Here is a 25,635-nt window from a genome sequence, read left to right on the forward strand (position 1 = left end):
CTCTGGAGAGCTACTGCTATGACCACGAGCGAGTCGCCGGCGCCACTGGCCGGTGTCCGGGTCCTCGAGCTCGGCAACTACATCGCCGCGCCCACCGCGGGCCGCCTGCTGGCGGACTTCGGCGCGGAGGTGATCAAGGTCGAGCGCCCCGGCACCGGCGACGAGCTCCGCAACTGGCGGCTGTACGCCGGGACCACGTCGCTGCTCTACCGGACGATCAACCGCAACAAGCAGTCGATCGAGCTGGACCTGCGCAGCGAGTTCGGCCGCCGTACGGTGATCGACCTGGTCCGTCAGTGCGACGTCGTGCTGGAGAACTTCCGTCCCGGCACGCTCGAGGCCTGGGGCATCGGTCCCCACGTCCTGAGCGCGGCGAACCCGGAGCTGGTACTGACCCGGATCTCCGCGTTCGGGCAGACCGGCCCGATGTCGGACCGACCCGGGTTCGCGGCGGTCGCCGAGGCGCACGGCGGCTTCCGCGAGCTGGTCGGGCACCCGGACCGGCCGCCGGCCCGGGTCGGGATCTCGATCGGCGACTCGATCGCGGGCCTGTACGCCGGTTTCGGCTCGGTGATGGCGTTGTTCCAGCGCGACGTACGCCGTACCGCCGGACTGCCGCCGGCGCCGCTGGCCGAGCGCGTCATCGACGTGGCGCTGAACGAGTCGATGCTGTCGATGATGGAGTCGCTGATCCCCGACTACGAGGCGTACGACGTCCTGCGCGAGCGGATCGGCGGCCGGATGGAAGGGATCGCGCCGTCGAACGCGTACCTGTGCCAGGACGGCGACAGCATCATCGTGGCCGGCAACGGCGACCGGATCTTCCAGCGGCTGATGACGCTGATCGGCCGGGCCGATCTCGCCGCCGACGCCGAGCTGCGCTCGAACGCGGGCCGGTGGGCGCGGCGGGACGAGCTGGACGAGGCGATCGGCGCCTGGACGGCCGGCCGCTCTGCCGCGACCGCGATCGAGGAACTGGAGCAGGCCGGCGTCCCGTGCGGACCGATTTACACCGCGCGGGAGATCAGCCGGGACGAGCAGTACGCCGCTCGCGCGATGATCCAGCGCTTCGACGTGTCCAACGGCGCGGAGGTGCTGAAGGACGTCGGCTTCCCGGGCGTCGTACCGGTGATCGGTGGGCAGTCGCTGCCGATCCGGAGCCTCGGGCCCGAGCTGGGTGAGCACACCGAGCAGGTCCTCGGGAAGCTGCTCGGATTGAGTCCGGCCGAGATCCGGCGCGGGATGCGGGATCTCGAGGAGGCGTCATGACGACGGTGCTGCGGGATGTGACGTTGCGGGACGGACTGCAGCTCACCGGGAAACCGTTGCCTACGGCTCGTAAGGTCGAGTTGATCAGGTCCCTGCTGGCGCTGGGGGTTCCGGCGCTCGAGATCGGCTCGATGGCCCGGCCGGACCTGGTGCCCCCGATGGCCGACACGCTCGACGTGATCCGGTCGCTGACCCCGGCGGAGCTGGAGAAGTGCTGGATCTGGGTCGCGACGCCGCGGCACGTATCGCGCGCGGCCGAGGCCGGGGCGCGAAACTTCCAGTACTGCCTGTCGGCGTCGGACAAGCACAACCAGGCGAACATCGGGCGCTCCACGGCGGACAGCCTCGCCGCGCTGCCGTCGGCGGTGGAGCTGGCCGGCTCGGGCTCGGTGCAACTGTGCATCGCGACGGCGTTCACCTGCCCGTTCGAGGGTGAGGTACCGGTGGAGCGGGTGCTGGACATCGTGCTCGACCACCGGGCCGACGGCACGAGTGACGTCGTACTGTGCGACACCCTTGGCCAGGCGATTCCGTCACAGGTCTACGACCTGGTCAGCCGTACGGCGCAGATCGACGACCGCCCGATCGTGTACCACGGCCACGACACGTGGGGCCTCGGCGTCGCGAACAGCCTGGCCGCGATCGATGCCGGCGCGAAGACCGTCGACGGCTCTCTCGGCGGACTCGGCGGATGCCCGTTCGCGCCGGGCGCGGCCGGGAACACCTCCACCGAGGATCTTGTGTTCGCGCTTCGGCCGGACTGGCTGACGCCGGCCAAGTTCAGTGAGCTCGTCGGGCTCGGGCGCGATCTGCTGGCCGACCTTGACGAACCGAACCGGTCCCGGTCCGCCCAGGGGGCCGGCGCCAGCACCACGACCTTTCCCTGGGCGTCATGAACCACCCGCCCCACCCGCCCCCTGCGGCCGGAAGCCGGGGCCGGCACCGGCTGGTCGTCCCCCGGCCGGCCTCCTCTCCCGGGTCGGGGGACCCCGGCCGGAAGGTGGTGGTGAGACATGATCGAGGGTTCGCAACCAGGTGTCGCCTACGCTGAGTCCATGGCGTCAGCGGATCCGGTGGGTGGGAGTGGGCAGCCGCTTCTGGTGTTGGGGAAGATCGGGGAGATCCTGGATGCGTTCTCGCTCGATCGGCCCTCGCTGACCCTCGGCGAGATCCGGGACGCGACCGGTTTCCCGACGTCGACCGTGCAGCGGCTGGTCACGAACATGGTGTCGCTCGGGTTCCTGGACCGGCAGGGTGACCAGGTGCGGGTCGGCGTCAAGATGGCGTACTGGGCGGCGCCGGCGGTCAAGGGAGTCGACGTACTCGATCTGGTTGTGCCGGTGCTCAAGCAGTTGCGCGACGCGACCGGTGAGACGGCCGCGTTCTTCCGGGCCGAGCAGGGGCATCGGGTGTGTGTGGCGCTCGCCGAGACGCATCACGCGCTGCGTCGCGAGATGCATGTCGGCAAGATCATGCCGCTGCACGCCGGGTCGGCCAGCCGCGTCCTGCTCGCGTGGGACGACTCGCTGGCGCAGACGGTGCTGTCGCAACCGCTCGGGCCGATCACCGACAGCACGATCACCAGCGCCGACGAGTTGGCCGCAGTCATCAAGCAGACCCGCGCCGACGGCTACGCGATCACCATCGGCGAACGCGAACAGGGCGCCTCCGGCCTCTCCGCCCCCGTCTTCAAGGCGAACGGCGAACTGGCCGGCTGCATCACCATCAGCGGCCCCACCATCCGCATCCCCCTCGACCGCTGCCTCGAGTGGCTCGACCTCCTCGTCGAATCCGCCGAACACGCCACCCGCCTCCTAGGCGGCCGCTTCCCCACCACCATCTGACCCACGAAGATCCACGGGGTTCCCGGCGACCAGAACAAGACCGGATAACCCCGCGTGTTGTGCCTTCTCCCCTCGCACACCACCAGAGAACCCCCAACACCAGCAGACAACCTCCCCCGACCGACTCCTCCGCGCGTGCCCGGACCTGCACGCCGCTCACCACGCACCTGCTCCTGCTTTCGCTCGGTCGGTGCGGACCGGCTGTTTGCCGAGCTCGCTGTCCGGCCACAACCCCCACACTCGCTGCGCTCACGGGCTACACGATCCAATTGCTTTCTGGTCCTGCGACGCGCACGCCCCGCGTGGGGAGCGGGGCGTGCGATCTCTGGTTGTTGTCAGCGTTGGTTGCCTTGCCAGTTGCCCTCGGGGGTGGTGCCATTGGGCCAGCCGGACTGGGGGGCGCCGTGGGTTGCCGGGTGTTGCTCTTGCGGCGGCGGGTAGTTGCCCTGGTCGTACCCACCCTGCTGGTAGCCGGCCTGGTCGTTGCCGGCCTGTTGGTAGCTGCCCTGCTCGTAGGCACCGTTCGCCCCGGCACCATTGGCCATCGTGTGGTCGGGTTGCGGCTTGAGTTGGCTGCGGTCGAAGAGGTTGTTCAGTGTCCGGCCCGCCATCTCACGCCCGCCGAGCCCGAAGGCCAGCCCCATCGCCAACGCAGCGCCCGCGAGCACGATGAGCAGCGTGTTGCCAGTGAGCTGTACGGCGATGCCGAGCTGGGTCAGCGCGGCGAAGGCGGCGTACACGAGGATCGCGTACTTTCCGACCTTGGCCAGCGTCTCGTTCCCGGTCGCGCCCCGGATGATCGCGGCCAGGAAGTTCGCGAACAACGCGGCCAGGCAGATGATCACGATCGCGGCGAAGATCCGCGGGATGTAGCCGAGCATGTCGCTCATGAACGCCGAGATCTCGGGTACCCCGAGCGCGGAGGCGAACATCGTGAAGCTGATCAGGAACACGAACCAGAACACGACCTTGCCCAGCATCGCCGAAGCGGTCAGCCCCGTGCCGGACCGCTGCAGGACGCCGGACACGCCGGCTCGTTCCATCCACTGGTCGAACCCGACCTTGCCGAGCAGCTTCCCGACGAGCTTGCCGAGCACCTTGGCGACGAAGTAGCCGGCCACCAGGATGACGAGGCCGCCGAGGAGATTCGGGACGAACCCGAGAAGCTTGCCGAAGGCATCTTCGAAGGGTTGCGTGAAGTCGATCGCAAGCGCAGACATCGAAACTTCCTTCCGGACAGGCCCGCATCCGCTGCCGCGCCACACTGCACACGACCCCGGCACGGGCGGATGCAGTGGTGTCTAGTATTCCCCGTGCCCCGCGCCGTGCACCCCAAACGGTTGTCTCAGGCATGTAAAACCTCGGTCGCAACGAAAAGTGTTTGCATAAGGCAACACCGTCGAACCGCTATGCCCGTTACCCCACGGGGTGAACCGGTCAAGCCGGTTGAGATGCTGGGGCCATGACCGCCGAGATGTCCGCCCAGTCCGACCCCGACGTGCTGATCCGCCGAGCCACCACCGACGACGTGGCCGGGATCGTCGCAATGATCGCCGACGACCAACTCGGCGCGACCCGCGAGTCGGCCGACGACCTCACGCCGTACCTGCGCGCCTTCGAGGCGATCGACGCCGACCCGAACCAGGTCCTCGTCGTCGCCGACCGCGCCGGCGAGCTGGTCGGCACCCTCCAGCTCACGATCATCCCCGGCCTGTCCCGCCGCGGCTCCAGCCGCGGCCTCGTCGAAGCCGTCCGGGTGGCAGCCTCCGCCCGCGGCTCAGGCCTGGGTACGACGCTCATGGACTGGGCCGTCCAGGAGTCCCGCAACCGCGGCTGCACCCTGGTCCAGCTCACCTCCGACAAAGCCCGCACCGACGCCCACCGCTTCTACACCCGCCTGGGCTTCACCAACTCCCACGAGGGCTTCAAACTCAAACTCAGCTGACCTTCTTCGCGGCGGCTGTGTAGGTGTTGCAGGCGGCGGTGGCGGTGGATTTGAACGCGGGGTCGGCCCAGAGCCACTGGTTCTTGCGGGAGCCGTGGTCCCGGATCTTCTTCGGGTTGTACTCGTCGCCGCTGTGCTGGGTCTGCCACTCCCACATCTCGAGCTTCTCGCCGGACAGGCCCATCGACTTCTTGTTCGCGCCGAGGAACAGGGCGCCCAGGCAGGTCGCCTGGAGCTCGGTACGGCGGGACCACTCGAGCTTCTCCGCCTGCGTCTTGGCCCAGCCCTTCCGCGACCAGGCCGCGTTGAGGATGTGCGTCAGTTCCTGGACGTGGTGGCCGTACTCGTGCGCCATCGTGTCCATCATCCAGACCCGGGCGGCGAGCGGGTCCTCCTTGTAGTTCTTCAGGTCGTCCTGCCAGTCGATGGCGATGGTGTGGTCGTTCGGGCAGTAGTACGCCGTCTCCGCCTCACCGGTGCACGTGGACGCGGGCGCCTGCTTGCTCTGCAGCACGACCTTCGGCGGCACGAACTCGTACCCGGCCTTCGTCACCACCGGCGCCCACGCCTTGTTCAGGCAGGGCAGGAGCGCCTTGTAGTAGTTCAGGATCGCGGACTGGCTGTTCGGCTTGACCGCTGGTTCCTTGCAGTTCACGGACGCGACCTTGCCCACCGTGTACAGCTTGTTCTTCCGGAGCCGATCGAGGTCCGGCACCGGCGTGACAGTGACCGTGACGGTCGGGTCGGCGGGAACGGGCAACGGCGCCTCGGTCTTCTTGACCGAAGGCCGAGCCATCGGGCTGTCGACCGAGTCGTAGGAGTTGATCAACTGGAACCCCGCGACCGTGCCGCCGGTGAGCAGCACCAGCGTGAGCGCGGACAGCCCGGCGATCACCGCCTTCGACTGCTGGCGGACCGGTCCGGTCGGCAGCGGCTCGTTGGAGTACTGCCCGCCGACCCCCGAGTACGGCGAGTGCCAGCCGACCCGGCGGGATCCGCCGACCCGACGGGTCCCGGTCAGCGGGGTCACCGGAGCGCCGGCCAGCGGCGCGGGCGGCGGTGCTCCGTAACCGGGCTCGGCATCGGGGTCGACCGGGAGCGGCCGGGCCATCTTCCGCAGCGTCGGGTCGATGGGTCCGAGGGTGCGGGCCTTGCCGAGGTTGAGCGACTGCTTGCGCTCCGCCGCACGGGCCCGGTCGCCTTCGGTGAGGATGTCGCCGGCGCCACCGGGCATGAAGTGGCCGGGCTTCGGCGAGCCGGACCGCGCCGTACTCGGACCGGCCGACGCGGCGCCCCGGCCTGGATCGGGCGCTGCTCCCGCGCCGGCCGGGGCCGATGGATCAGTGTCCGGGTGCTCCTCAGGCATCGCTCGTCCCCATCGTTTGTACCCTGTCCGTCAGCCGACCTTGGCGGATGCTGCCACGAAAGTGTTGCAGGTGCCGGGATCGGTGCTCGCAAAGCCCTGGTTCATCCACAGCGCGAGACTCCTGGCGGACCCGTGGTCGCGGACGTTGTCCTCGGAGTTCTCGTCGCCGCCGTTCCGGATCAGCCAGGTCCACTGGGTCATCAGCTCGCCGCGCAGCGGGAAGCTCGCCTTGGCCGCACCGAAGAACGCGGCCGAGAAGCAGTTCGCCTGCAGCGCTTGGCGCCGGTCCATCTCCAACCGGGCCGCCTCGGTCGGCGCGGTGTCGCGGAGGTTGGCGGTGGCGTCGAAGATGCCGGTGAGGTTCTGCAGGTGAGCGCCGTACGCGAAGCCGAGCGACTGGGCCATGTCGGCCCGGGTCGTCGCCTTGCGCTGCGAGTAGGTCTCGGTCAGCTCCTGCCACGGCATCGTGACGCTGCCGCCCTGCTCGTCGGCGCAGTACGACGCGACCTCCTTCTGGACGCCGCACGCGGTCTCCTGGCCGTCGTCGAACACGATCAGCCGCGGCGAGCGGAAGGTGAACCCGGCCTGGGTCACCAGCGGCTTCCACGCGTTGTCCATGCAGGCGATCAGGGCCTGGTAGTACGAGCGGACGTTCTCCTTCGACGTCGGCCGGTACGCGGGCTCGGCACACTTCACCGTGGCCAGCGGGCCGGTGGAGTAGAACGGGTTCTCCCGCTGCACCTTGACGTCCGGCGTCGGCTCGGTCTCCGGGGTCGGCGTCGGCACGCCGGACGGGTGGAAGGACGGTGTGACCAGCGGGGTGGAGACGAAGTCGTCGTACGACGAAAGCAGTTTCGCGCCGAGCGCGACCCCGCCTCCGACGAGCACGAGGGCGAGGACCACGATCCCGGCGATCAGCACCTTCGACTGCTTCTTGGGGGCGAACGGGATCGGGTCGGGGTGGTAGACCTCCCGGTACGCCGCGGCCGCCGCGTCATCCGGCGGCGGCGGACCGAACCGCGTGCCGGACAGCTGCACCGACCGCCGCGACTCCAGCCGCGACCCGGACAGCTGCGGCGGCCCGGCCGGGGCGCCGGCCCCGAGACGTGGCGTCGGCGCGGCCAGTGGGGCCGATCCCGGCGTGGATCCACCGTTCGTCGAGTCGTCCGTGCCCGCGCCTCCGGGCAGGAAATGGCCAGGCTTGGGCGCCGGCTTGTCCGCCATTCTTCCCCGCTTCTCCCCAGTACCGGACGTGGCCGGTCCCACCCACTCAGGTCCCTTCAGCGCCCAGGGACCCCCTCCCGAAACGCCCGCAAGATGCTAAGCCCTACCCCCCACCCCCCGATACCGCCTTGCCACTATTGACATCGTTTCGCGACCACCCGCCAGAAAATCCCCGGCGCGGCCGAACCGGACCGGGTTACGCTGCGGCGCGTGGTGGAGTTGAAGCAGGAGAGGTATCCGCGGGCCGGTGGGTATGACGTGGCGTGGGTGCTGGATGGGGACATGGGGCCGCATCCGTTGTGGTTGCTGGAGGACCTGGCCACGGATCTGGAGTTGCGGCCGGGGATGCGGGTGCTGGATCTGGGGTGCGGGAAGGGCGCCACGTCGGTGTTCCTGGCCAAGGAGTACGGCGTTCAGGTCTGGGCGGCCGATCTGTGGGTCGAGCCGACGGAGATCGCGGCGTACGTCGGGACGCAGCAGGTCGACGGGATCGTGCCGGTGAAGGTGGAGGCGCACGCGTTGCCGTTCGCGCACGGGTTCTTCGACGCGATCGTCTGCATCGACGCCTACGAGTACTTCGGCACCGCCGACGGCTACCTGGCCTACATCACCCAGTTCCTCAAGCCCGGCGGGCAGTTCGGCGTCGCCACCCCGGCGCTGCGCACCGAGATCCGCGACCTCGGGCACATCCCGGACCACATCAAGAAGCTGGTCGGCTGGGAGGCGCTCGCCTGGCACACGGCCGACTGGTGGCGGTTCCAGTGGGAGATCACCGAGCTCGTCGAGGTCACCGCGGCCCGGCTCCAGGAGTCCGGCTGGGAGGACTGGATGGCCTGGGCGCAGGCCGTCTCCGAGCATCAGGGTGCTCGCGACGGCGCGCTCGACATGCTCGAGGCCGACCAGGGCGAGCACCTGACCTTCGCGATGCTGGCGGCGCGCAAACCCGCAGCCTGACTGTTGCCCGTACACCCCGGTAGGACATGCTGGGGACATGAACGAGCGAAGCGAGTTCATCGTTGAGCACAGTGCGATTTGTGCCTCATCCGCGCCCGGAGCGAAGCGAGGACGTGGATGAGCTGGGCTGTGTACGCGATGCGAGGGCCAGGAGGCGTACGCCGCCTCGACGACATTCCGGACGGGTACGAGCCACCGTCGGTCGGCACATCCGAGGACGTGGTGGCGAAGGTCCGTGAGGTCGTCCCGGACGTGGACGCGAGAAAGCCGTCCTGGCTCGCGCTGCGCAGCGACGAGTTCGACGTCGAGATGACGATCGGCAAGGGCGTCGAGGTCCGCGACATCACGTTCTACCTGAACGACGGCCCGCGCTCGATCCCGATCGTGATGGAGATCAGCCGGGTGCTCGGCGTCACGCCGTACGACACCGAGTCCGGCGACTTCCTCACCGAGCAGTCCCGGCCGCCGGTGCCGCCGCCGCTGACCGAGGACGAGATCAAGGCCAACAAGCCGAAGTGGTGGAAGTTCGGCCGCAAGTAACACACCCCCGGTGTTGCCCGGTTCTGATAGCCTGTTCTAGAATCAGGGCGATCGTACAGGACGAACGCTCAGGGCGATTGCCCAGGAGGTGGGACCGATGACGTCTCCAGCCGCTGTCCGCGGGCAGGAGGTGCGGCACCGACTGCTGACCGCGGCGGCAGAACTGATCCCGGAGCGCGGCTGGTCCGCGGTGAGCACCCGGATCCTGGCCGACCGCGCCGGCGTCACGCCGAGCGTCGTGCACTACCACTTCCCGTCGGTGCAGGCGGTGCTCACCGAGGCTGCTGTCACCACGATGCGCCAGGTGCTGGCCGCCACCGACGAGCAGCTCACCGCGGCCGGGTCGCCGGCAGAGGCCATCGATGCGATGCTCGCCTCGATCGACCAGCACTCCGGCGTCGACCCGCTGTCACTGCTGTTCGTCGAGGCCTATCTGGCCGCGACCCGCGACGAGCGCCTGCGCGAGCAACTCGCCACGCTCGTCGCGGAGTTCCGGCAGCGCGTCGGCGACTGGCTCGCGGTCCAGCAGGTCCCCGATCCGGCCGCGACCGCCGCCGTACTGGCCGCCGCGATCGACGGCATCCTCCTGCACCGCGGCCTCGGCTCGACCGGTGAAGGTACGGCGGAAGTCCTGCGCAGGCTGGTGACCTCGTGAAGGCGATCATCTGCGGAGCCGGAATCGCCGGCCTGGCCGCGGCGAACCTGCTCGCCACCCGCGGGTACGACGTGCTCGTCGTCGAACGCACCCCGAGCCCGCGCACCCAGGGCTACATGATCGACTTCTTCGGCCCCGGGTACGACGCGATCGAGGCGATGGGCCTGCTCCCAGCTCTCCAGGACGCCGGCTACAACGTCACCGAGGCCGTCCTGGTCGACGACGACGGCCGCCGCCTGGCCGGCATGAGCCTCGGCCAGTTCGCCGCGGGCAAGCTCGTCAGCGTGATGCGCCCGGACCTCGAGCAGGTACTGCGCGAGTCGCTGCCGACCGGCGTCGACCTCCGGTACGGCGTCGGTCTCGAGAGCGTGACGCCACAGGCCGACGGCGTACAGGTCGCGCTGACGGACGGGACCTCGGCGCAGGCCGACCTGCTGATAGGTGCCGACGGCATCCATTCCACCGTCCGGCGGCTGGTCTTCGGGCCGGAGTCGTCGTACCTGCGTTATCTCGGCTTCCACACCGCGGCCTACACCTTCGACGCCCCGGACATCCACGCGGCGGTCAACGGGCGGTTCGTGCTGACCGACACGATCGGCAGCCAGTTCGGGTTCTACGGCCTGCGGGACGGGCGGGTGGCGGCCTTCGCAGTGCACCGTACGGCAGATCCGTCGCTGCCGGCCGATCCGCGTGCGGCGATCCGGTCGGCGTACAGCGAGCTCGGCTGGGTCGTGCCGGAGACGATCGAGCGGTGTCCGGCGCCTGACGAGATCTACTACGACCAGGTGGCGCAGATCGTGATGCCCGCCTGGAGCAAGGGCCGCGTGGTCCTGCTCGGCGACTCAGCACACGCCGTCTCGCTGCTGGCCGGCCAAGGCGCGTCACTCGGGATCGCCGGCGCCTACGTGCTCGCCGACCGGCTCGCCAACTGCTCGTCGATCGAGACAGCGCTGGCCGCGTACGAGGACCTCTGGCGTCCAGAAGCCGAAGCCAGACAGCGCGCGGCTCGCCGGGCCGCGCACTGGTTCCTCCCGGGATCGCAGTTCGCGCTGATCGCCCGCCGCCTGGCTCTGCACCTGTTGCGGCTTCCGTTGCTGAGCCGCCTGGCCCCGACTGCGGTAGCCGGCAAACCGACGACGCTGGTCCAGTCGCTCAGCTGATCCGGCGGGTCGAGACCAGGACGCCGATCTTGTTGATCCGGTGCTCGGGGTTGCCGAGCTCGTCGCTCCAGTAGTTGCCGGCCGCGTGGTCCTCGGGAGTGGCGCAGGTCGAGAGCGTGATCATCGCCTGGGTCGGCTTCACGCCAGGCCGGCCGGGAACGGCCGCGTTCTGCTGGGCCTTCTCGGCGGGTTGGCGGAAGGAGATCGTCATCGTCCGGTTGATCACGTAGTCGTAGACGACGCCGCCCGCGGTCACCAGGACGTGGTCGCCGTTGTCGAGCTCGGGCACCCGGCCGAACGGGCGGCCGTGCGTCGTCCGGTGCGCGGTGATGATGTAGTTGCCGACATCGCCAGGCCCGACGCCACCAGCGTCACCACGCGGGCTGGCCGCGACGCCGCGATCCTGGATCACGGTGCCTGGGCGGTCGTCCGCCGTGCCTGCGTACGGCATCACCCGAAGTCGCCGCACGTTGATCGCCGGGATCGACATGCTGGCGACGGCCGAGTTCGTCGGCGTCGCGGTCGGGCTGGGTTTGCGGGTCGGCGTCGGACTGGCGGTCGGTGTTGGACTGGTCGGCGTTGGGCTGCTCGTCGTACTCGGAGCAGCACTCGGTGTGGTGGGGCTGGGCGTCACTCGGCTGGACGTCTCGCCGGACGGGCCTGCCACATCAGCACACCCGACCAGTCCAGCCGCCGCCACCACCGCACCAACCATCCACCGCCTCACCTCTCGACGGTAGCTCGATCCACCGAAAGCCGCCCGAAACCGGTCAGTCGTCGAACACTGTGAGCACGGCCGACCCGAGCCGCAGTACGCCGGAGGTCAAGGGCGTCGTGCGGATGCCACCGTGCCCGCGGAGCCCCTTGAACGCGCCAGGAGCCAGAACGGTGTCCATCCACGCACATGGGTTGGCCGGCCGATTGGCCTGGAACTCAACCGCCCCGGCGCCAGAGTCCAGGCTGAACCGACGGCCCGCGGTCCGCGCGCCATCGAGCGAGCGGTGAGCTGCGAGGCCATCCAGCGGATAGCCGCGCAGCGCGATGTTGCGGCGAAGCAGCAGCGGATCCGGTACGGCGGGGAGCTCGAGCGTCACCGCGAGGTCGTCCAGCACGGCCGCGTCGAAGAACGTGACCGCCGCGTTGCGGTGCACCGTCTGGCCGAAGTAGCGGTCGCCGACGATGCCCAGGCCGGCGCGGACCTCGACCTCCGAGCGCCCCACCGGCTCCGGGTCCGGTCGCGGGCCGTCCTGCGGCCGCCCCTCGAACGCGTGCACCGCCGACACCATCAAGGCGACGATCTCCACCGGCACGGACATGCGGATCACCCCCAGGTGAGTGGGTCCAGGAGGCGGTAGAACTCCAGCCGCCGCTGATCAGGATCCGGTACGCCGTACGCGCTCAGGAACGGCTGAGGGTCCGCCGACCACTCGTCCTGCAACTGGATCGTGATGAGGGCGAGATCGGAGTAGCGGTCCGTGACGCCGAGCCGGCCGACGTCGATCAGCCCGGTGACCTCCAGCGTGACCGGGTCGAAGAAGACGTTGGGCAGGCACGCGTCGCCGTGACACACGGCAAGGTCGGAGGCCGACTCGATATAGGGGCTCTCAGCAACTATTCGGTTCAGCAGCTCGGCCGGGTCCAGCGCACGCCACTCGTCGGTGAGGAAGTCCGGGTTCACCGCGCCCCGCCGTACGACGTCCGCCGCCGTCGCGACCACCGACGCGAGCGGCCGCTCGAAGGGGCAGTCGGGCAGCGAGTGCAGCTCACGCAGCGTCGACCCGAGGCTGCGCATCGCCTTGAAATGCGTGGCCTCGGGCAGGTCCGTCCCTGCGACGCCAGGCACAGCCGTCGTGATCAGACAGGCCCCGTCAGGCGACTCGAGCCAGTCCGCGACCGTTGCCCCCGGCACATTGGTGCCGGCGAGCCACTCGACCCGGTCCCGTTCGTCCCGCAACGCAGTGACACCGGAGACCGCGCAGCACTTGGCGAAGACGTCACCCCGCCGGAAGACCGAGTCGTCGGACTCCCCGATCGTCACCGGTTCCCAGTCGTCATCCTTCAGCCGGAACACGGGACGAGTCTCGCACGATCAGCTGCCATGGGAAATCGAAGACCTCGCCGTCGGCACCCTCGCGATCGGTCAGCCGGCCGACGATGATCCGCGCCAGCGCCTCGTTGAAACCGACCGGCCCGACCGTGGACAGCGACGGGTCCAGGTGCTCGCCCTCCGGCGTGTTCCCGACCCCGACGACCGCAAGATCCCCGGGTACGTCGAGCCGCAGCCGATGGGCCGCCCGGACGGCAGCGATCGCCGCGAAGTCCGTCGTGCAGTAGATCGCGGTCGGGCGGTCCGGTTTGGTGAGCAACGCCATCGCGGCCCGGTACGCACCTTCCGGGTGCCGCTCGAAGATCTCGATGTCCTCGGACCGGATCGACCGGCCCGCGTTCCGCATCGTGTTGACGTAGGCGTCGTACCGGGCGAATCCCGACGTACGCGAGGTCAGGGCGCCGACGCGGTCGTGGTGCTCGATCAGGTGCTCCACGGCCAGGTGACAGCGCGGCTCCGCGCCGGAACGGATCACGTCGAAACCGCGCGGCTCGAGCGTCTCGCTGAAGGCGACGATCTGCACGCCTCGGGCCGCGAACGTCTCGAGCTCGGCGATCTGGTCGGGGTCCGGGTTGACGCTGTCGATGAAGATCACGTCCGGCGTCCGGTTCGACAGCACGGTCCGCCAGTCGCCGTCGGCCACGATCAGCGCCGTCTTGCCGAGCGGGCTGACCGCCTGACTGACGGTCTCCGCGACGGCCTGCGACCACGGGTCCGCGAGCACGCTGAGCGACAGCAGCACGAGATCGGACTTGCCGGTGCGGATCGCGCGCGCCGCGTCGTTGCGCCGGTAGCCGAGCTTGGCCGCCGCCTCGCGGACCCGGTCCGCGGTCGATTCCTTGATCGTGTGGCTGCGATGCCGGCCGGACAGCACGTAGGACACGGTCGCGACCGATACTCCGGCCTCGGCCGCGACCATCCGCAGCGTCGGCCGGTCAGCGGCCACAGGTCGTTGCCCCATCGACATGTGATTGATTCTTGCAGAAATGTTCAACCCTTGACGGCGCCCGTGATGACGCCCTTGGTGAAGTGGCGTTGGAGGAACGGGTAGACGAGGGCGATCGGCACCAGGGCGACCACGACGACGGCCATCTGCAGCGACTGTGGTTGCGGCAGAGGTTCCACGCCGAGCTGGTCGGCGGACAGCGACTTGCCCTGCAGCACGTACGTTCGCAGGATCACCTGGACCGGCCACTTCGACGTGTCGTTCAGGTACAGCAGCGCGTTGAAGAACGCGTTCCAGAACCCGACCGCGTAGAACAGCCCGACCACCGCGATCACCGCCTTCGACAGCGGCATCACGATCCGCCGCAGGATGGTGAAGTCACTCGCCCCGTCGATCCGCGCACTCTCCAGCAGCTCACCGGGCACGTTCATGAAGAACGTCCGCAGTACGACGAAGTTGAACGCGCCGAGCGCCCCCGGCAGGATCAGCGACCACAGGCTGTCGAGCAGCCCGAGTTGCTTGACCACCAGGAACATCGGGATGATCCCGGGCGCGAACAGCAGGGTGAACAGCACCATCAGCAGCACCGGCCGGCCGAACAGCACCGGCCGCGACGTGGCGTACGCCAGCGCGATCGTGACCGCGAGCGCGATCACCGTACCGACGACCGTGACGAAGATGCTGACCATGATCGCCCGGCCCATCAACCCGCCGCTGAACAACGTGTCGTAGGCCTTCAGCGTCGGGTGCGACGGCCACAGCACGTACCCGCCGGCGTCGATGATGTCCTGGTCGCTGGCCAGCGACGTCGAGATCACCACCATGATCGGGATCACGATCACCAGCGCGAAGCCGCCGAGGACGACGGCCTTGATCGTCTGGTACAGCGGGGACGGGTTCGCTTTCCAAATCGGTCTCATGAGCGCCTCTGGAAGATTCCGGGCTCACCGAGCCGGTGCGCCAGCGAGTTCGCGCCCCACAGCAGCAGCGCGCCGAGCACGCCCTTCGCGAGGCCGGCCGCGGCTCCACTGCTCCAGTCGCCGCCGACGACGCCCGCGTAATAGGTGAAGGTGTCCAGTACTTCGGCCGCGCCCGGACCGACCGAGTCGCGCTGCAGGATGAACTGCTCGAACCCGACGCTCAGGATGTCGCCGATCCGCAGGATCAGCAGCAGCACGATGACGGTCCGCATCGACGGCAGCGTGATGTGCCAGAGCCGCCGCCAGCGCCCGGCGCCGTCGGCCGCCGCGGCCTCGTACAGCGAGACGTCGACCGCGGTCAGCGCGGCCAGGAAGATGATCATCGCCCAGCCGGCGTCCTTCCAGATCAGCTGCGCGACCACCAGCAGCGGGAAGGTGTCCGGGTTCGTCATGAACGGGATCGGGTCCAGCCCGGCCTGCCGGAGCAGGTTGTTGACGAACCCGGCCCCGCCGAGCGACTGCTGGAACAGCGTGATCACCAGCACCCAGGACAGGAAGTGCGGCAGGTAGGCGATGGTCTGGAACCAGCGCCGCAGCCGGTTGCTGACCAGGGAGTCGACGATCAGCGCGAGCGCGAGCGGAACCGGGAAGAACAGCACCAGCTGCACGCCGGCCAGGATCAGCGTGTTCCGCAACGCGTCCCAGAAGTCCGGGTTGCCGTACAGGTTGACGAAGTTCTGCAGGCCGTTCCACTCGCTGTGCATGATGCCGAGGTACGGCTGGAAGTCCTGGAACGCGACCACGTTGCCGATCACCGGCAGGTAGAAGAACACCAGCAGGAACAGCACGCCGGGGATCATCAGCAGCACCATCTGCCAGTCCCGCCGCCACCGCACCGCGAGCGGCAGGCCGGTCTTGGCCTGCCGCCGGGTGACTGCTTTCTTCAGCATCCGTCAGGACCCCGTGACCGGGACGCTCGACGGCAGCACCGCCTCGAACTCGCCGCGCATCTTGTCGCCGCCGCCGGACTTCCAGCGCTTGAGGGCTTCGTCGTACGCCGAGATCTTCTGCCGGCCGGTGACGATGTCGACGATCGTGTCGCGGAAGCCCGCGGTCAGCTTCGGGCCGACCTTGCTGCTGGTGTCGGAGTAGGTGCCCGCGGTCGGGTTGCGCATCGCGAACTCGAGCAGCTTCTGCTCGGTGGCGTAGATCTTCTTGGTGTCCTCGGGGAACGCCGGGTTGAATATCACGCTCTCCGGCGCAGTCATGATCTGCAGCGCGCTGACCAGTCCGGGCGCCTGCTGGGTGCCGGACTTCGTCAGCACCGGGTTCTTCTTCGCGTCCAGCTCGTACTGCTGGCCGGCGACGCCGAAGTTCTTTTGCAGGTACTCCTTGGTGCCGAACGGCGCGGACAGGTAGTCGACCAGCGCGAGCAGCTCGCGGATCCGGCCCTCGTCGGTCTTCTTGAACGGCGTGAACCCGACCGTGCCGTAGCCCATGTCGTAGATCGGCTTGGCCTTGCCGTCGTGGCCGAACGGGATCAGCGTGTCGACGAACAGCGTCGGGTCGAGGGCCCGGAAGTCGGCGGTCGCCCGCGGGCCGACGGTGACCTGCGCGGCGATCTGGCCGTTCACGGTCTTCGGCGTGGCGTCGGCCAGGTTCAGGTCGGGGTAGAAGACCTTGGCCGCCCAGAGCTTGGCGGCGTACTCGACCGCGGCCCGGTAGTTGTCGGTCTCGTACAGGTGGGTGAGCGAGCGGTCCTGGTTCACCCGCCAGCCGTTCGGGGCGCCGAACCACTCGCCGAACATGTGCAGCATGTTGATGATCGCCGGCTCGAGCGCGTAGTTCGTGCCGTTCGACAACTCCTTGCACTTGGCAAAGAACTCGTCCGCGCTGCTGCTCTGCAGGCCGCCGACCTTCTGCCAGGTCCGCGGGTTGCCCATCATCACCTGGCCGAACGGCGTCGACGGGATCGGCGCGCCCCAGATCTTGCCGTTCACCACCGCGGTCCGCCAGGAGGCCGGCTTCAGCGCGGCCAGGTTCGGGTACTCCAGGACGGCGTCGCCGGACAGGTACTTGGTCAGGTCCTGGAACTTGGCCTCCAGCATCGGGCCGATGTTCGGGATGCCCTGGTTCGGCGGCAGCCACATCAGGTCCGGCAGCGAGTCGCTGGCCAGCAGCGTGGCGAACTTCTCCGGGTAGCCCGGGTCGGTGCCGATGGTGAGCCGGAGCTCGGCGCCGAGCGCCTGGTTCAGCGACTGCCACATCGGGTTGCTGCCCATCGGCGGCGGCGGGGTCGCGAACGTCTCGGTCAGCGCGCTCACCGCGTTCTTCAGCGGCGGCGCCTTCACACTCGAGATCGCGTCCGGCGGGAACTGCAGGAACCCGGGCTCCAGGCCGGACTCGGCGCCCGCCAGGTCGGGCCGCAGGCCCTCGAACGGCTTGTACGTCGGCAGGGTCAGCTCACTCGATGCCTTCGCCCCACCGTTCGCCGCGCCGCCGTCACCGCACGCGGCCAGCGTGGGTCCGGCCAGCATGGCGCCGGTCACGGCACCGCCAACCTGCAGAAATCGCCGCCGACTGATCATAGTTGCTCCAAGTCATGAACAAGTGCTCACTACTGCACACTTAAACGTTAACTCGGACCGTAAACCGCTCCGCGCCCCGGATGCAAGGCGTGAGTCCAAAAAACGGTGTTCGTCCCACAAGAAGGCGGCCGCGGGGTACGACTCCCGCGGCCGCCGGCCGGACACCAGGTCTCGCGACCCGGTGGAGCTATTTCAGGAACAGGTGTGGGTCAGCACCGCACGATCAGGCTGGTGAGGGCGGTGCAGGTGCGGCTCGCCTGGTCGTTCGCCGCATTCGGGTCGGTCGGCGAACTCGCCGTACGCTGCGCCGTCGCGACCAGCGATCCGAGCGTGAGCAGGCCGGCGTCGGCCGAGAACGTCCGGGTCACGGTCGCCCCACTCGCGAGCGCCGGAATGTCGCAGTTGACCGTCCGCGTCGTACCCACGCGGGTGCAGCCCGACGAACCGGCGTACACCAGGCCGGCCGGGTAGGCGCCGACCACCCGGACGCCGGTGGCGTCACTGGGCCCGTTGTTCTTCACGGTCACCGTGTAGGTGATCCGGGAGACGAGCAGGGTGCGGACCGACGCGCTCAGCGACACCGCGATATCGGCGTCGGCCGGCGCGGGCGGCAGGATCGTCAGCACCGGACCGTCGAAGGTCTCGAACGCGTAGTTCTCGCCGATGAACTGGTGCTGCAGCGTCACCGGCCCGGCCGGCGCGGTGTCCTTGACCCGCAAGGTGAACACCACGGTCCGGGTCTCGCCGGGCGCCATGTCACCGAAGCCCCCGCGGATGCTGCCACCGAGGATGTCGCAGGCGAACGCGCCCGGGCACGACACCAGGTCGACCAGCCCCGGGAGCGACGTCTCCTTGCCGTACAGGCCGGCCTTCGCGCCGGTCACCGTGAAGTCCCGGTCGTTGTGCAGCGTCTGGGTGACCGTGAAGGTCTCGCCCGGACGCGCCGACGTCGGACTGAGCTCGATCGCACTCGACGGCGGCGCCGCCGTCGCAAGTTGTGGCACGGCCACCAGGCCGGCTCCGGCCACCGCTGTCACCAGCGCAGCACGCAGCAGTCTCAAGGCATGCATCGTCAAGCCCCCCACCCCAGATTCAGACTTCCCCCACACCCGCTGAACGCAGGTGAGACGAGTATGGACCGGCCGGCCACCCGGCACAACTACTCAGCGTGCCGAGAGTTTGCGAGCGGCAACAGCCTGGACTTGGCCCGGCCCGGTACCGTCGGTGGCGAGATGGTTGCCCTCAACAACCGGAGGACACGTGCTCGAGATCACCGGCCTGACCTGGGCTGTCACGATCGGCCTGATCGTCGCGCTGCTGGCGGTGGACCTGGTCGTCGCCGCGTTCCGCCCGCACCGGGTCGGGTTCAAGGAGGCGGCCGCCTGGTCGGTCTTCTACGTGCTGGTGGCGGTCGGGTTCGGGATCTGGTTCATGTCCGCGCACGGCGGTGACTTCGGCGCCGAGTACTTCGCCGGCTACATCGTCGAGAAGAGCCTGTCGGTCGACAACCTGTTCGTGTTCGTGATCATCATGACGACGTTCGCCGTCCCCGAGGAGCACCAGCACAAGGTGCTCACGTTCGGCATCGTGCTGGCGCTGGTGATGCGGGCGATCTTCATCGCGCTCGGGGCGACGCTGCTGTCACTGTTCTCGTTCATGTTCGTGGTGTTCGGTCTTCTGCTGCTGTACACGGCGGTGCAACTGTTCCGCCATCGCAACGAGGATCCCGACGTCGAGAACAACGTCGTCGTACGGTCCGCGCGCCGGGTGCTGCCGGTCAGCGACGACTACGTCGGCGGCAAGCTGTTCGCCCGGGTCGACGGCCGGAAGGTGGTCACGCCGCTGTTCGTCGTCCTGGTTGCGATCGGCGGCGTCGACCTGCTGTTCGCACTCGACTCCATCCCCGCGGTGTTCGGCGTCACCGAGGAGGCTTACATCGTCTTCGTCGCCAACGCGTTCGCGCTGCTCGGCCTGCGGGCGTTGTTCTTCCTGGTCAAGGGATTGCTGGACCGGCTCGTGTACCTGTCCGCCGGGCTGGCCGTCATCCTCGCGTTCATCGGCGTCAAGCTGATCCTGCACTGGGCGCACGTCGACATCGACGAGAGCATCCCCGAGGTCCCGACGCCGCTCAGCCTCGGCGTCATCATCACGATTCTGGTCGTCGTCGTGATCGCCAGCCTGATCAAGACCCGCAACGACCCCACCGCGAAGGCCCACGCCGGCTCGCTGCACGGCCACCGCGAGGACCCGCAGGACTGACTACGCTGGACGGATGGCAACGCTGGGACTCGTCGTCGGGGTTGCCGTCGTCGTGTGGTTCTTCTGGCCTTACGTCGGACGCCCGGAACTGCGCAGGTACTGGCGAAGCGGCGCCGCGGCGGGCTGGAAGCACGGGCGCCGCCGGCCGGTCGCACTGGTTCGCCGGCCCGGGTTCACCGCGGACCTGCCGCCCTGGATCGAGCCGCTGCCCACCTTCGGTCGTGACACGCAAGCGGAGCTCAGGTACACCACGGAGCGGGAGGCGGCCGACGCCGAACTGCTCGATGAGTACGCGCTGACGATCGGCCATCCGTTGGTGCTTGTTCCTGGTGGAGCAAGGATTCTTGCGCGTCGGCGAGCCGCGGCCCGGCAGCGCTACGCGGCACGCGCGGACGCGGCGGAGCAGCAGTACCGCCCCGTGCACGACGTGCTGGCTGCACGCGACCAGGAGCAGCGCGACAAGCTCGAGCGGCAACGCCAGGAGGTCGAAGCGTTGCGGGCCGAGCAGAACCGGCTGGCGCATTCACTCGCCGAGCAGGCGAACTGGGCGTACGACGTCAGCCGGGAGGCGAAGCGCGTCGTCATCCGGATCCGGCGGACGTCTGATGGTCGGCTGACCGCGGATGCGTTGGCCCGCGAGCTGGAGCCGGTGTGGCGGGAGGCGGGCATGATCGACGGTCCGGCGATCCCGGGCTTGGGGGTCAAGGGGTACCTGCTGGCATCCACCAAAGGCCTCGGCGGACCGACGACCAGACTGCTGTGGGAGGACGGCGTACAGGAGTCTGTCCGGGCGGCGACGGCCGGGATGCCCTTCACCGAATGGTGGTTGCTGGCCACGGGCTACCGACTGCTGGACGGCTACGACCTCGAACGGCACATCGAGAAGAAGACCCGCACCCACCATTTCCCGTACAGCACCGGCTACACCACCGGCTTCTGAACCCGTCACCAGCTTCTTGACGGATAAGTCTATATAGGTAGACATTGGGTGCATGGCACGTAGTCGCAGGCCTTCGCCGCAGACGGTTGCGGTGTTGCTGGCGCTGGCCGAGGAACCGGCGAGCTGGTCGTACGGCTACGACCTCTGCCGGGCGGTCGATCTGAAGGCCGGCACGGTGTACCCGATCCTGATCCGGCTGGCCGAGCGCGGCCAGCTCGACACGACCTGGGAGCAACAGCCACCGCCCGGCCGCCCGCCGCGGCACCTGTACCGCCTCTCCGCGAGTGGAGCCGAGCTCGTGGCATCACTGCACCGCACACCGAAGCGGGCTGTCGCGCCCCGTCCGATCGGCCAGGAAGGATGAACCCCGCCGCGGCTGTCTTGCTGACCCTCTGGCTGCTCGCCGCTGCGGTTGTCGTCCACCAGGTAGCCAGAGTTGCCCACGGCATCGATCTCCCTGCCCGGTTGCTGGCCTTGGCAACGGCCGGTCAGCGCGGGCAGCAGGCGCAGTGGGGTACGGCGATGCGCGCCGAGCTGGCCTGTATCGACGACCCGCGGGAACGCCGCCGCTTCGCGGTCAGCTGCGCGCTGACCGCCGTACGGCTCGACCGTCGTGCACTGCTGGTCGCGACCGCGTCGTTCGTTGCCTTCGGCATCACGACGTTGGTCGCGTCGCGGGTGATGCTCGCCGGCGACCGGACCGGGGTCCTGGCGGTGCTGTTCGGCGTACCGCAGTTGCTCTTCTTCGGCATCGCTCTCACCGCGGCCCGGGTGACACGATCCTTCCGGACGGGGCTCGAGTACGGCGTGAGCGCGCTGCTTGCGTCACTGGCCGGCGTCCTCGTGATCGCCGTACCCGAGTCGTTGCGCTGGTACCACGAAGCCGGCGTCTGGATCCTGGACGGCGACTCCCCCGTCGGCGGTATACCTGGCTCCACGGCGGCGATGCAGGATGCGTTGCAGGGCCTGACGTTCTTCTACCTCCTGTTCACCGCGCCGTGGCCGCTGCTCGGGGCGGGGTTGGTCAGAGTTGGCGTTGGATCATCTCGATCAGGGCCTTGACGTCGGGCTCGACCATGGGGCGGCCGGTCATCCCCATGCGGTGCAGGAGGGTGCCGATGACGACGTCGATGACGAACAGGACGCGCTGCTCCGATTCGCCGAGCGCCTCTTGGAGCACGGACTTGTAGGGGTCCTGCAGCTGGGTGGACAGGATCTCGCGCAGGTCGGGATCGCTGATCGCGTCGGTGAACACGCCGGCGAAGGCTGCGGCGACGCCGGGCTCGCCGATCTTGGCAGCGCCGTACCGGATCGCCTTCGCCATCACGTCGTCCCGAGTGTCGCCCGGCTCCAGCGGCAGCGGGCCGAAGGTGTCGACGAGGCAGGCGGTGATCAGGGCGCCCTTCGTCGGCCAGCGCCGGTAGATCGTCGTCTTCGCGACGCCCACGGCCGCGGCGATCCGGTCGACGGTGGCGCGCGTGTAGCCGAGCTCGTGCACCGTGCGCAGGGTCGCCGCGAAGACCTCGGCGTCGACACTCGAGCGCGGGCGGCCGGGTGATCTGGTGGACGTGGACATGGTCATACCTTAGCGAGTTATGCTACTTTCGGTATCGATACTTCTGGTAGCGAAATCTCGTGAGGAGCGGACATGAGCCGAATCCGGGTACTGCAGGCGCTGAGGAAGGAGCCGGACTTCGCGGCGATGTCGCAGGCCGAGCTGGTCGTCTTCCGGGATGCGCAGAACCGCAAGGTGGCGTCCGGCCTGGCCCGCCTGATCACCGGGTTCCCCGACCGCGGAGCCACCATCAGCTGGCAGGAGGTGAAGCTGTCCGACCGCGTGATCCCTGTCCGGGTCTACCGACCGGCCACCTCGGGCCCACTGCCGCTGATCGTCCAGGTGCACGGCGGCGGCTTCATGGGTACGGCGGTGCAGTGCGACTGGGCCAACAGCCACCTGGCCGCTCAGCTCCCTGCTGTGGTCGTGTCCGTCGAGCACCGGCTCGTCGACGCCACCACACCGCTGTCAGCAGCGGCCGACGACGGTTGGGACGTACTGCGCCACGTGGTCGACCGCTCGTCAGAGTGGGGCATCGACCCAGAGCGAGTCGCCGTCGCCGGCGAGAGCGCCGGTGGACTGATCACCGCCCTGACCGCGATCCGAGCCAGGGACGCGAGCCTGCCGCTGCGGGCGCAAGTGCTGGTCAACCCTGCTGTCGACCTGACCAAGACTGCGCTGGACTACACCTCGATGTACGAGTACGCCGAGACGCCGACCCTCACGCTGGGCCGTCTGGAGCACTTCCGCCACCTCGCCGTTCCGGACAGCGCCGACGCCCGCGCGGTGTCACCCGTGTACGCCGACGACCTGACCGGGCTCGCTCCTGCGCTCGTCGTCGTACCGACCGCCGATCCGCTGGCCGACCACGGGCGCACGTACGTCGACCGACTCCGGGAGGCCGGGACGCCGGCGCAACTGTCCGAGCATGCAGGGGCTGGGCACGCGTTCCTGAGCATGCCGGGCGTCGCGCCGCAGGCCCGTGCTGCGCGGACGCAGATCACCGGCTTCCTCCGCAACCACCTCTAGTCAAGCTCCGGTACGACGGCTGGGTCGAGGGAGCGGCCGGCAGCAACGGCTGCGTCGTACGCCTCCTCGCCCAGCGCGAGCTGTGCTGTCTGCTGGGCCGCGTCCCGAAGGCTCTCGTCAGGCATGTAGTACGCGTACACGTCAGCACCGACCGTCTCGCGCAGGCCGGTCGCGGCTCCGAGCAGCGTGGCGACGCGGAGGTGGTTGCCCTCCTTCGACTCGATGACCGCCAGGCTCTCGACGAAGTACGCGAGATTGGCCAGGTCCCGGGTCTCGCGGGACAGTGCGATGCCTTCCTCCACCCGCCGACGAGCGAGCTGGTAGTCGGCCAGCGCGAGGGCAGCCTGGGAAAGGTTGTAGAGGGCAACGTACGTCGCCAGCCGGTCGCCACGCTTGCGAGCCAGCTGAAGACCGCGCTCGATCTCCGGTACGGCGGCCGCGGCGTCGCCCCGCAGAAGTTGCACCGTGCCGAGCCAAACGTGGACGAGCGAAGCCATCCAGGGCGAGCCGCGGTCGTGCAGGGCGAAGCCGAGCGCGACCCGGAAGCGATCCTCGGCCAGGTTGAGGTCGCCGCCCGCGAGCGCGGCGAGCCCGGTCCCGGCGATAGCCTTGCCGCGGACCTCGGGATCGTCCTGGTCGACGGCGCAGAGATCGGCCGCGGCCCAGTACGACGCGGCCGCCGCCTGATCGCCGGCGGCGTACGTCATGGTGGCGGCGGCCAGGTTGACGCGGCTGCGCTCCCAGGGCGGAAGCTCGGTGGCGAGGCACTGCTCGGCGAGCCGGCGGCCGATCGTGAACTGGCCGCGCATCCACCAGTAGAGCCACATAAACCAGGTGATCCGCGCGGCGGTGGTGGCATCGCCGGTGTCGAGGGAGCGTTCGACGGCGACCAGGAGGTTCGCCTCCTCTTCCTCGATCCGCTCCAGCCATTCGACTTGGTCGGCGCGCTCGTATCCGGCGGCCGCCTGCTCGGCGAGGCCGAGGTACACGCGAGCGTGAGCGCGCCCGACCACCGCAGCGCGGTCACCGACGAGCAGGCTTCGGGCGTACTGCGCAATGGGCTCCAGCAAGTCGAGACGATCGCCCCGGACGCGAACGAGCGAGTGCTCCGCGAGGTCCTGCAGCAACCCGAGAACGTCGCCGTCGTCCGCCACCGCCTCGACCGCCTCCAGCGTGGCACCACCGCGGAACACGCCGAGCAGCGTGAATAGCCGCTGCTGATCGGGATCCAGAAGGCTGTAGCTCCAGTCCAGAGTGGCCCGCATGGTGCGCTGCCGCTCGGGCAGGTCGCGGGCTCCCGACGTCCTGCCCGCCGACTCCAGCCGATCGAGAAGCGCTCTGGGCGAGAGCAGCCGCAACTGTGCGACGGCGAGCTCGATGGCCAGCGGCAGGCCCGCGAGGCGATGACACAACTCTGCGTACGCCGGTACGTCGTCCTCGGCCGGCCGTGCTCCGACCGCGAGGGCTCGGTCCAGCACGAGAGCACCGGCCGCGTGCGCGCGGATGTCGTCGAGCGTGGCCGCGTCCCGCGCCGGCAGATCGAGCGGCTCCACGATGTACTCGCGCTCGCCCCGCACCCGCAGCGGCGAGCGACTCGAGACGAGCACGGTCAGCCCCGGGCACAGCGCCGTAAGCTGCCCGGTCGGTGCGGCTGCGCTGAGCAGGTGCTCGAAGTTGTCGAGCACCAGCAGCAGGCGCGAGTCCCGCAACTGCGCAGCCACCAGGTCGAAGGCGCCCGGCGCATCGACGCCCGCGAGACCGAGCGCTCGCCCGATCGTCGCCATCAACGCCGACGCATCGGCAAGCGGCGCAAGCGACACCTGTACGACGCCGTCCGGGAAGTCAGCCGCGAGTACGTCGGACACCGCAGCCGTCAGCCGGGTCTTGCCGACACCGCCGGGCCCGGTGAGCGTAACCAGGCGGCCGCCGTCGCGGACGAGCTCGGCGATCGCCGCGATGTCGTCCTCACGGCCGAACAACGGGGTCGGCGGGACCAACAGGCCGGTCTGCCGACGCACCGGCTCGGCAGCCGTCTTGCGACGAGGAATCGCGGCGATGAGCGCCGTACGCTCACTTTCGGTGGCGCCGAGCGCATCGGACAGTGACCGGACCGTGTGTGGATAAGGGCGCGTCCGAGTGCCGCGCTCCAGCGAACTGATGGCGTGAGTGGTCAGCTCGGCCCGCTCGGCGAGCTCCTGCTGAGTCAGGCCGGCCCGCTCGCGCAACGAGCGCAGGAGCAGGCCGAAGTGCCCATCCGACGTCGCCCCGTCCTCGGACATCCAGGTCTCCCCCGCGCCTTGAACTGTGCGAGCAGTGTACGAGTCCTGCCCGTGG

At 69.2% G+C, this 25,635-nt stretch carries 27 protein-coding genes; 14 read left to right on the forward strand and 13 right to left on the reverse strand.

Annotated elements, in window-relative coordinates:
• Positions 1 to 18: 18 nt before the first annotated feature.
• The 3 genes from AB0H36_RS35755 to AB0H36_RS35765 all read left to right on the forward strand — a co-directional run bounded on the left by AB0H36_RS35755 (position 19) and on the right by AB0H36_RS35765 (position 3,113).
• Complete coding sequence (locus tag AB0H36_RS35755) at positions 19 to 1,269, forward strand: CaiB/BaiF CoA-transferase family protein (protein WP_360534189.1); 1,251 nt, start codon at positions 19 to 21, stop codon at positions 1,267 to 1,269.
• The gene (locus tag AB0H36_RS35760) at positions 1,266 to 2,165 is read left to right on the forward strand and encodes a hypothetical protein (RefSeq protein ID WP_360534191.1); all 900 of its coding nucleotides are present in this window, start codon (positions 1,266 to 1,268) and stop codon (positions 2,163 to 2,165) included. The genes AB0H36_RS35755 and AB0H36_RS35760 overlap by 4 nt, the downstream gene beginning before the upstream one ends.
• A 159-nt stretch (positions 2,166 to 2,324) precedes the next feature.
• Positions 2,325 to 3,113 carry an IclR family transcriptional regulator gene (locus tag AB0H36_RS35765; RefSeq protein WP_360534193.1) on the forward strand — a complete coding sequence of 263 codons (789 nt, stop codon included), beginning with the start codon at positions 2,325 to 2,327 and terminating at the stop codon, positions 3,111 to 3,113.
• Positions 3,114 to 3,448: 335 nt separating this feature from the next.
• Here the strand turns inward: AB0H36_RS35765 and AB0H36_RS35770 are convergent, their stop codons facing one another.
• Complete coding sequence (locus AB0H36_RS35770) at positions 3,449 to 4,333, reverse strand: hypothetical protein (protein ID WP_360534195.1); 885 nt, start codon at positions 4,331 to 4,333, stop codon at positions 3,449 to 3,451.
• 242 nt (positions 4,334 to 4,575) lie between these two features.
• On the opposite strand from AB0H36_RS35770, the gene AB0H36_RS35775 reads away from it, so the two are divergent.
• Complete coding sequence (locus AB0H36_RS35775) at positions 4,576 to 5,058, forward strand: GNAT family N-acetyltransferase (protein WP_360534197.1); 483 nt, start codon at positions 4,576 to 4,578, stop codon at positions 5,056 to 5,058.
• Here the strand turns inward: AB0H36_RS35775 and AB0H36_RS35780 are convergent.
• Both AB0H36_RS35780 and AB0H36_RS35785 read right to left on the reverse strand, forming a co-directional pair.
• A complete protein-coding gene (locus tag AB0H36_RS35780) occupies positions 5,051 to 6,424 on the reverse strand; it encodes a neutral zinc metallopeptidase (RefSeq protein ID WP_360534199.1) in 1,374 nt (457 codons plus the stop codon). The genes AB0H36_RS35775 and AB0H36_RS35780 overlap by 8 nt on opposite strands.
• 30 nt (positions 6,425 to 6,454) lie before the next feature.
• Entirely contained in the window at positions 6,455 to 7,648 is a 1,194-nt protein-coding gene (locus tag AB0H36_RS35785; RefSeq protein ID WP_360534201.1) for a neutral zinc metallopeptidase, read from the reverse strand.
• 210 nt (positions 7,649 to 7,858) lie between these two features.
• Between AB0H36_RS35785 and AB0H36_RS35790 the strand changes: the two genes are divergently transcribed.
• The 4 genes from AB0H36_RS35790 to AB0H36_RS35805 all read left to right on the forward strand — a co-directional run bounded on the left by AB0H36_RS35790 (position 7,859) and on the right by AB0H36_RS35805 (position 10,957).
• A complete protein-coding gene (locus AB0H36_RS35790) occupies positions 7,859 to 8,602 on the forward strand; it encodes a methyltransferase domain-containing protein (RefSeq protein WP_360534203.1) in 744 nt (247 codons plus the stop codon).
• 117 nt (positions 8,603 to 8,719) lie between these two features.
• A complete protein-coding gene (locus tag AB0H36_RS35795) occupies positions 8,720 to 9,142 on the forward strand; it encodes a hypothetical protein (RefSeq protein ID WP_360534205.1) in 423 nt (140 codons plus the stop codon).
• 97 nt (positions 9,143 to 9,239) lie between these two features.
• Complete coding sequence (locus AB0H36_RS35800) at positions 9,240 to 9,797, forward strand: TetR/AcrR family transcriptional regulator (protein WP_360534207.1); 558 nt, start codon at positions 9,240 to 9,242, stop codon at positions 9,795 to 9,797.
• Positions 9,794 to 10,957: an FAD-dependent oxidoreductase gene (locus AB0H36_RS35805; protein ID WP_360534209.1), complete on the forward strand. Its 1,164-nt coding sequence runs from the start codon at positions 9,794 to 9,796 to the stop codon at positions 10,955 to 10,957. Before AB0H36_RS35800 ends, AB0H36_RS35805 begins: the two co-directional genes overlap by 4 nt.
• Here AB0H36_RS35805 and AB0H36_RS35810 read toward each other — a convergent pair.
• Positions 10,950 to 11,447 (reverse strand): class E sortase, encoded by a 498-nt coding sequence (locus AB0H36_RS35810; protein ID WP_360534211.1) that lies wholly within the window; start codon positions 11,445 to 11,447, stop codon positions 10,950 to 10,952. The two genes, AB0H36_RS35805 and AB0H36_RS35810, sit on opposite strands and share 8 nt — an antisense overlap.
• On the opposite strand from AB0H36_RS35810, the gene AB0H36_RS35815 reads away from it, so the two are divergent.
• Complete coding sequence (locus tag AB0H36_RS35815) at positions 11,446 to 11,697, forward strand: hypothetical protein (RefSeq protein WP_360534213.1); 252 nt, start codon at positions 11,446 to 11,448, stop codon at positions 11,695 to 11,697. The two genes, AB0H36_RS35810 and AB0H36_RS35815, sit on opposite strands and share 2 nt — an antisense overlap.
• Positions 11,698 to 11,727: 30 nt before the next feature.
• Here the strand turns inward: AB0H36_RS35815 and AB0H36_RS35820 are convergent, their stop codons facing one another.
• From AB0H36_RS35820 to AB0H36_RS35850, 7 genes are all read right to left on the reverse strand, one after another.
• The gene (locus tag AB0H36_RS35820; protein WP_360534216.1) at positions 11,728 to 12,273 is read right to left on the reverse strand and encodes a molybdenum cofactor biosysynthesis protein; all 546 of its coding nucleotides are present in this window, start codon (positions 12,271 to 12,273) and stop codon (positions 11,728 to 11,730) included.
• A 5-nt stretch (positions 12,274 to 12,278) separates the two neighbouring features.
• Complete coding sequence (locus AB0H36_RS35825) at positions 12,279 to 13,028, reverse strand: aminoglycoside 3'-phosphotransferase (RefSeq protein ID WP_360534218.1); 750 nt, start codon at positions 13,026 to 13,028, stop codon at positions 12,279 to 12,281.
• Positions 13,009 to 14,025 carry a LacI family DNA-binding transcriptional regulator gene (locus tag AB0H36_RS35830; protein ID WP_360534220.1) on the reverse strand — a complete coding sequence of 339 codons (1,017 nt, stop codon included), beginning with the start codon at positions 14,023 to 14,025 and terminating at the stop codon, positions 13,009 to 13,011. Before AB0H36_RS35830 ends, AB0H36_RS35825 begins: the two co-directional genes overlap by 20 nt.
• Before the next feature lie 29 nt (positions 14,026 to 14,054).
• A complete protein-coding gene (locus AB0H36_RS35835) occupies positions 14,055 to 14,930 on the reverse strand; it encodes a carbohydrate ABC transporter permease (RefSeq protein WP_360534222.1) in 876 nt (291 codons plus the stop codon).
• A complete protein-coding gene (locus tag AB0H36_RS35840; protein WP_360534224.1) occupies positions 14,927 to 15,880 on the reverse strand; it encodes an ABC transporter permease subunit in 954 nt (317 codons plus the stop codon). Before AB0H36_RS35840 ends, AB0H36_RS35835 begins: the two co-directional genes overlap by 4 nt.
• Before the next feature lie 3 nt (positions 15,881 to 15,883).
• On the reverse strand, positions 15,884 to 17,518 hold the full coding sequence (locus tag AB0H36_RS35845) for a sugar ABC transporter substrate-binding protein (RefSeq protein ID WP_360534226.1): 1,635 nt from the start codon (positions 17,516 to 17,518) through the stop codon (positions 15,884 to 15,886).
• Between the two features lie 209 nt (positions 17,519 to 17,727).
• Entirely contained in the window at positions 17,728 to 18,579 is an 852-nt protein-coding gene (locus AB0H36_RS35850) for a hypothetical protein (RefSeq protein ID WP_360534228.1), read from the reverse strand.
• A gap of 199 nt (positions 18,580 to 18,778) precedes the next feature.
• Here AB0H36_RS35850 and AB0H36_RS35855 point away from each other — a divergent pair, with 199 nt between their 5' ends.
• The 4 genes from AB0H36_RS35855 to AB0H36_RS35870 are packed head-to-tail and all read left to right on the forward strand — an operon-like array spanning position 18,779 to position 21,779.
• The gene (locus AB0H36_RS35855) at positions 18,779 to 19,777 is read left to right on the forward strand and encodes a TerC family protein (protein ID WP_360534230.1); all 999 of its coding nucleotides are present in this window, start codon (positions 18,779 to 18,781) and stop codon (positions 19,775 to 19,777) included.
• A gap of 13 nt (positions 19,778 to 19,790) precedes the next feature.
• Complete coding sequence (locus AB0H36_RS35860) at positions 19,791 to 20,717, forward strand: hypothetical protein (protein WP_360534232.1); 927 nt, start codon at positions 19,791 to 19,793, stop codon at positions 20,715 to 20,717.
• A 52-nt stretch (positions 20,718 to 20,769) separates the two neighbouring features.
• Complete coding sequence (locus AB0H36_RS35865) at positions 20,770 to 21,081, forward strand: PadR family transcriptional regulator (protein ID WP_360534234.1); 312 nt, start codon at positions 20,770 to 20,772, stop codon at positions 21,079 to 21,081.
• On the forward strand, positions 21,078 to 21,779 hold the full coding sequence (locus AB0H36_RS35870) for a hypothetical protein (RefSeq protein ID WP_360534236.1): 702 nt from the start codon (positions 21,078 to 21,080) through the stop codon (positions 21,777 to 21,779). Before AB0H36_RS35865 ends, AB0H36_RS35870 begins: the two co-directional genes overlap by 4 nt.
• Here the strand turns inward: AB0H36_RS35870 and AB0H36_RS35875 are convergent.
• Positions 21,742 to 22,293, reverse strand: a complete 552-nt coding sequence (locus AB0H36_RS35875; RefSeq protein WP_360534238.1) for a TetR/AcrR family transcriptional regulator — start codon at positions 22,291 to 22,293, stop codon at positions 21,742 to 21,744. The genes AB0H36_RS35870 and AB0H36_RS35875 overlap by 38 nt on opposite strands.
• A 72-nt stretch (positions 22,294 to 22,365) precedes the next feature.
• Here AB0H36_RS35875 and AB0H36_RS35880 point away from each other — a divergent pair, with 72 nt between their 5' ends.
• Complete coding sequence (locus tag AB0H36_RS35880; protein ID WP_360534240.1) at positions 22,366 to 23,301, forward strand: alpha/beta hydrolase; 936 nt, start codon at positions 22,366 to 22,368, stop codon at positions 23,299 to 23,301.
• Here AB0H36_RS35880 and AB0H36_RS35885 read toward each other — a convergent pair.
• Positions 23,298 to 25,580 carry a helix-turn-helix domain-containing protein gene (locus AB0H36_RS35885; RefSeq protein ID WP_360534242.1) on the reverse strand — a complete coding sequence of 761 codons (2,283 nt, stop codon included), beginning with the start codon at positions 25,578 to 25,580 and terminating at the stop codon, positions 23,298 to 23,300. The genes AB0H36_RS35880 and AB0H36_RS35885 overlap by 4 nt on opposite strands.
• Positions 25,581 to 25,635: the final 55 nt, after the last annotated feature.

The organism is Kribbella sp. NPDC050820 (assembly GCF_040653975.1).
Taxonomy (GTDB): domain Bacteria; phylum Actinomycetota; class Actinomycetes; order Propionibacteriales; family Kribbellaceae; genus Kribbella.

Coding starts and splice junctions, on each gene's coding strand:
- AB0H36_RS35875 (WP_360534238.1), bottom strand. CDS start 22,293: ATGTCCACGTCCACCAGATCACCCGGCCGCCCGCGCTCGAGTGTCGAC.
- AB0H36_RS35815 (WP_360534213.1), top strand. CDS start 11,446: ATGCTGGCGACGGCCGAGTTCGTCGGCGTCGCGGTCGGGCTGGGTTTG.
- AB0H36_RS35800 (WP_360534207.1), top strand. CDS start 9,240: ATGACGTCTCCAGCCGCTGTCCGCGGGCAGGAGGTGCGGCACCGACTG.
- AB0H36_RS35765 (WP_360534193.1), top strand. CDS start 2,325: ATGGCGTCAGCGGATCCGGTGGGTGGGAGTGGGCAGCCGCTTCTGGTG.
- AB0H36_RS35780 (WP_360534199.1), bottom strand. CDS start 6,424: ATGCCTGAGGAGCACCCGGACACTGATCCATCGGCCCCGGCCGGCGCG.
- AB0H36_RS35830 (WP_360534220.1), bottom strand. CDS start 14,025: ATGGGGCAACGACCTGTGGCCGCTGACCGGCCGACGCTGCGGATGGTC.
- AB0H36_RS35840 (WP_360534224.1), bottom strand. CDS start 15,880: ATGCTGAAGAAAGCAGTCACCCGGCGGCAGGCCAAGACCGGCCTGCCG.
- AB0H36_RS35760 (WP_360534191.1), top strand. CDS start 1,266: ATGACGACGGTGCTGCGGGATGTGACGTTGCGGGACGGACTGCAGCTC.
- AB0H36_RS35785 (WP_360534201.1), bottom strand. CDS start 7,648: ATGGCGGACAAGCCGGCGCCCAAGCCTGGCCATTTCCTGCCCGGAGGC.
- AB0H36_RS35885 (WP_360534242.1), bottom strand. CDS start 25,580: ATGTCCGAGGACGGGGCGACGTCGGATGGGCACTTCGGCCTGCTCCTG.
- AB0H36_RS35845 (WP_360534226.1), bottom strand. CDS start 17,518: ATGATCAGTCGGCGGCGATTTCTGCAGGTTGGCGGTGCCGTGACCGGC.
- AB0H36_RS35820 (WP_360534216.1), bottom strand. CDS start 12,273: ATGTCCGTGCCGGTGGAGATCGTCGCCTTGATGGTGTCGGCGGTGCAC.
- AB0H36_RS35775 (WP_360534197.1), top strand. CDS start 4,576: ATGACCGCCGAGATGTCCGCCCAGTCCGACCCCGACGTGCTGATCCGC.
- AB0H36_RS35865 (WP_360534234.1), top strand. CDS start 20,770: ATGGCACGTAGTCGCAGGCCTTCGCCGCAGACGGTTGCGGTGTTGCTG.
- AB0H36_RS35795 (WP_360534205.1), top strand. CDS start 8,720: ATGAGCTGGGCTGTGTACGCGATGCGAGGGCCAGGAGGCGTACGCCGC.
- AB0H36_RS35880 (WP_360534240.1), top strand. CDS start 22,366: ATGAGCCGAATCCGGGTACTGCAGGCGCTGAGGAAGGAGCCGGACTTC.
- AB0H36_RS35860 (WP_360534232.1), top strand. CDS start 19,791: ATGGCAACGCTGGGACTCGTCGTCGGGGTTGCCGTCGTCGTGTGGTTC.
- AB0H36_RS35755 (WP_360534189.1), top strand. CDS start 19: ATGACCACGAGCGAGTCGCCGGCGCCACTGGCCGGTGTCCGGGTCCTC.
- AB0H36_RS35810 (WP_360534211.1), bottom strand. CDS start 11,447: ATGTCGATCCCGGCGATCAACGTGCGGCGACTTCGGGTGATGCCGTAC.
- AB0H36_RS35870 (WP_360534236.1), top strand. CDS start 21,078: ATGAACCCCGCCGCGGCTGTCTTGCTGACCCTCTGGCTGCTCGCCGCT.
- AB0H36_RS35770 (WP_360534195.1), bottom strand. CDS start 4,333: ATGTCTGCGCTTGCGATCGACTTCACGCAACCCTTCGAAGATGCCTTC.
- AB0H36_RS35835 (WP_360534222.1), bottom strand. CDS start 14,930: ATGAGACCGATTTGGAAAGCGAACCCGTCCCCGCTGTACCAGACGATC.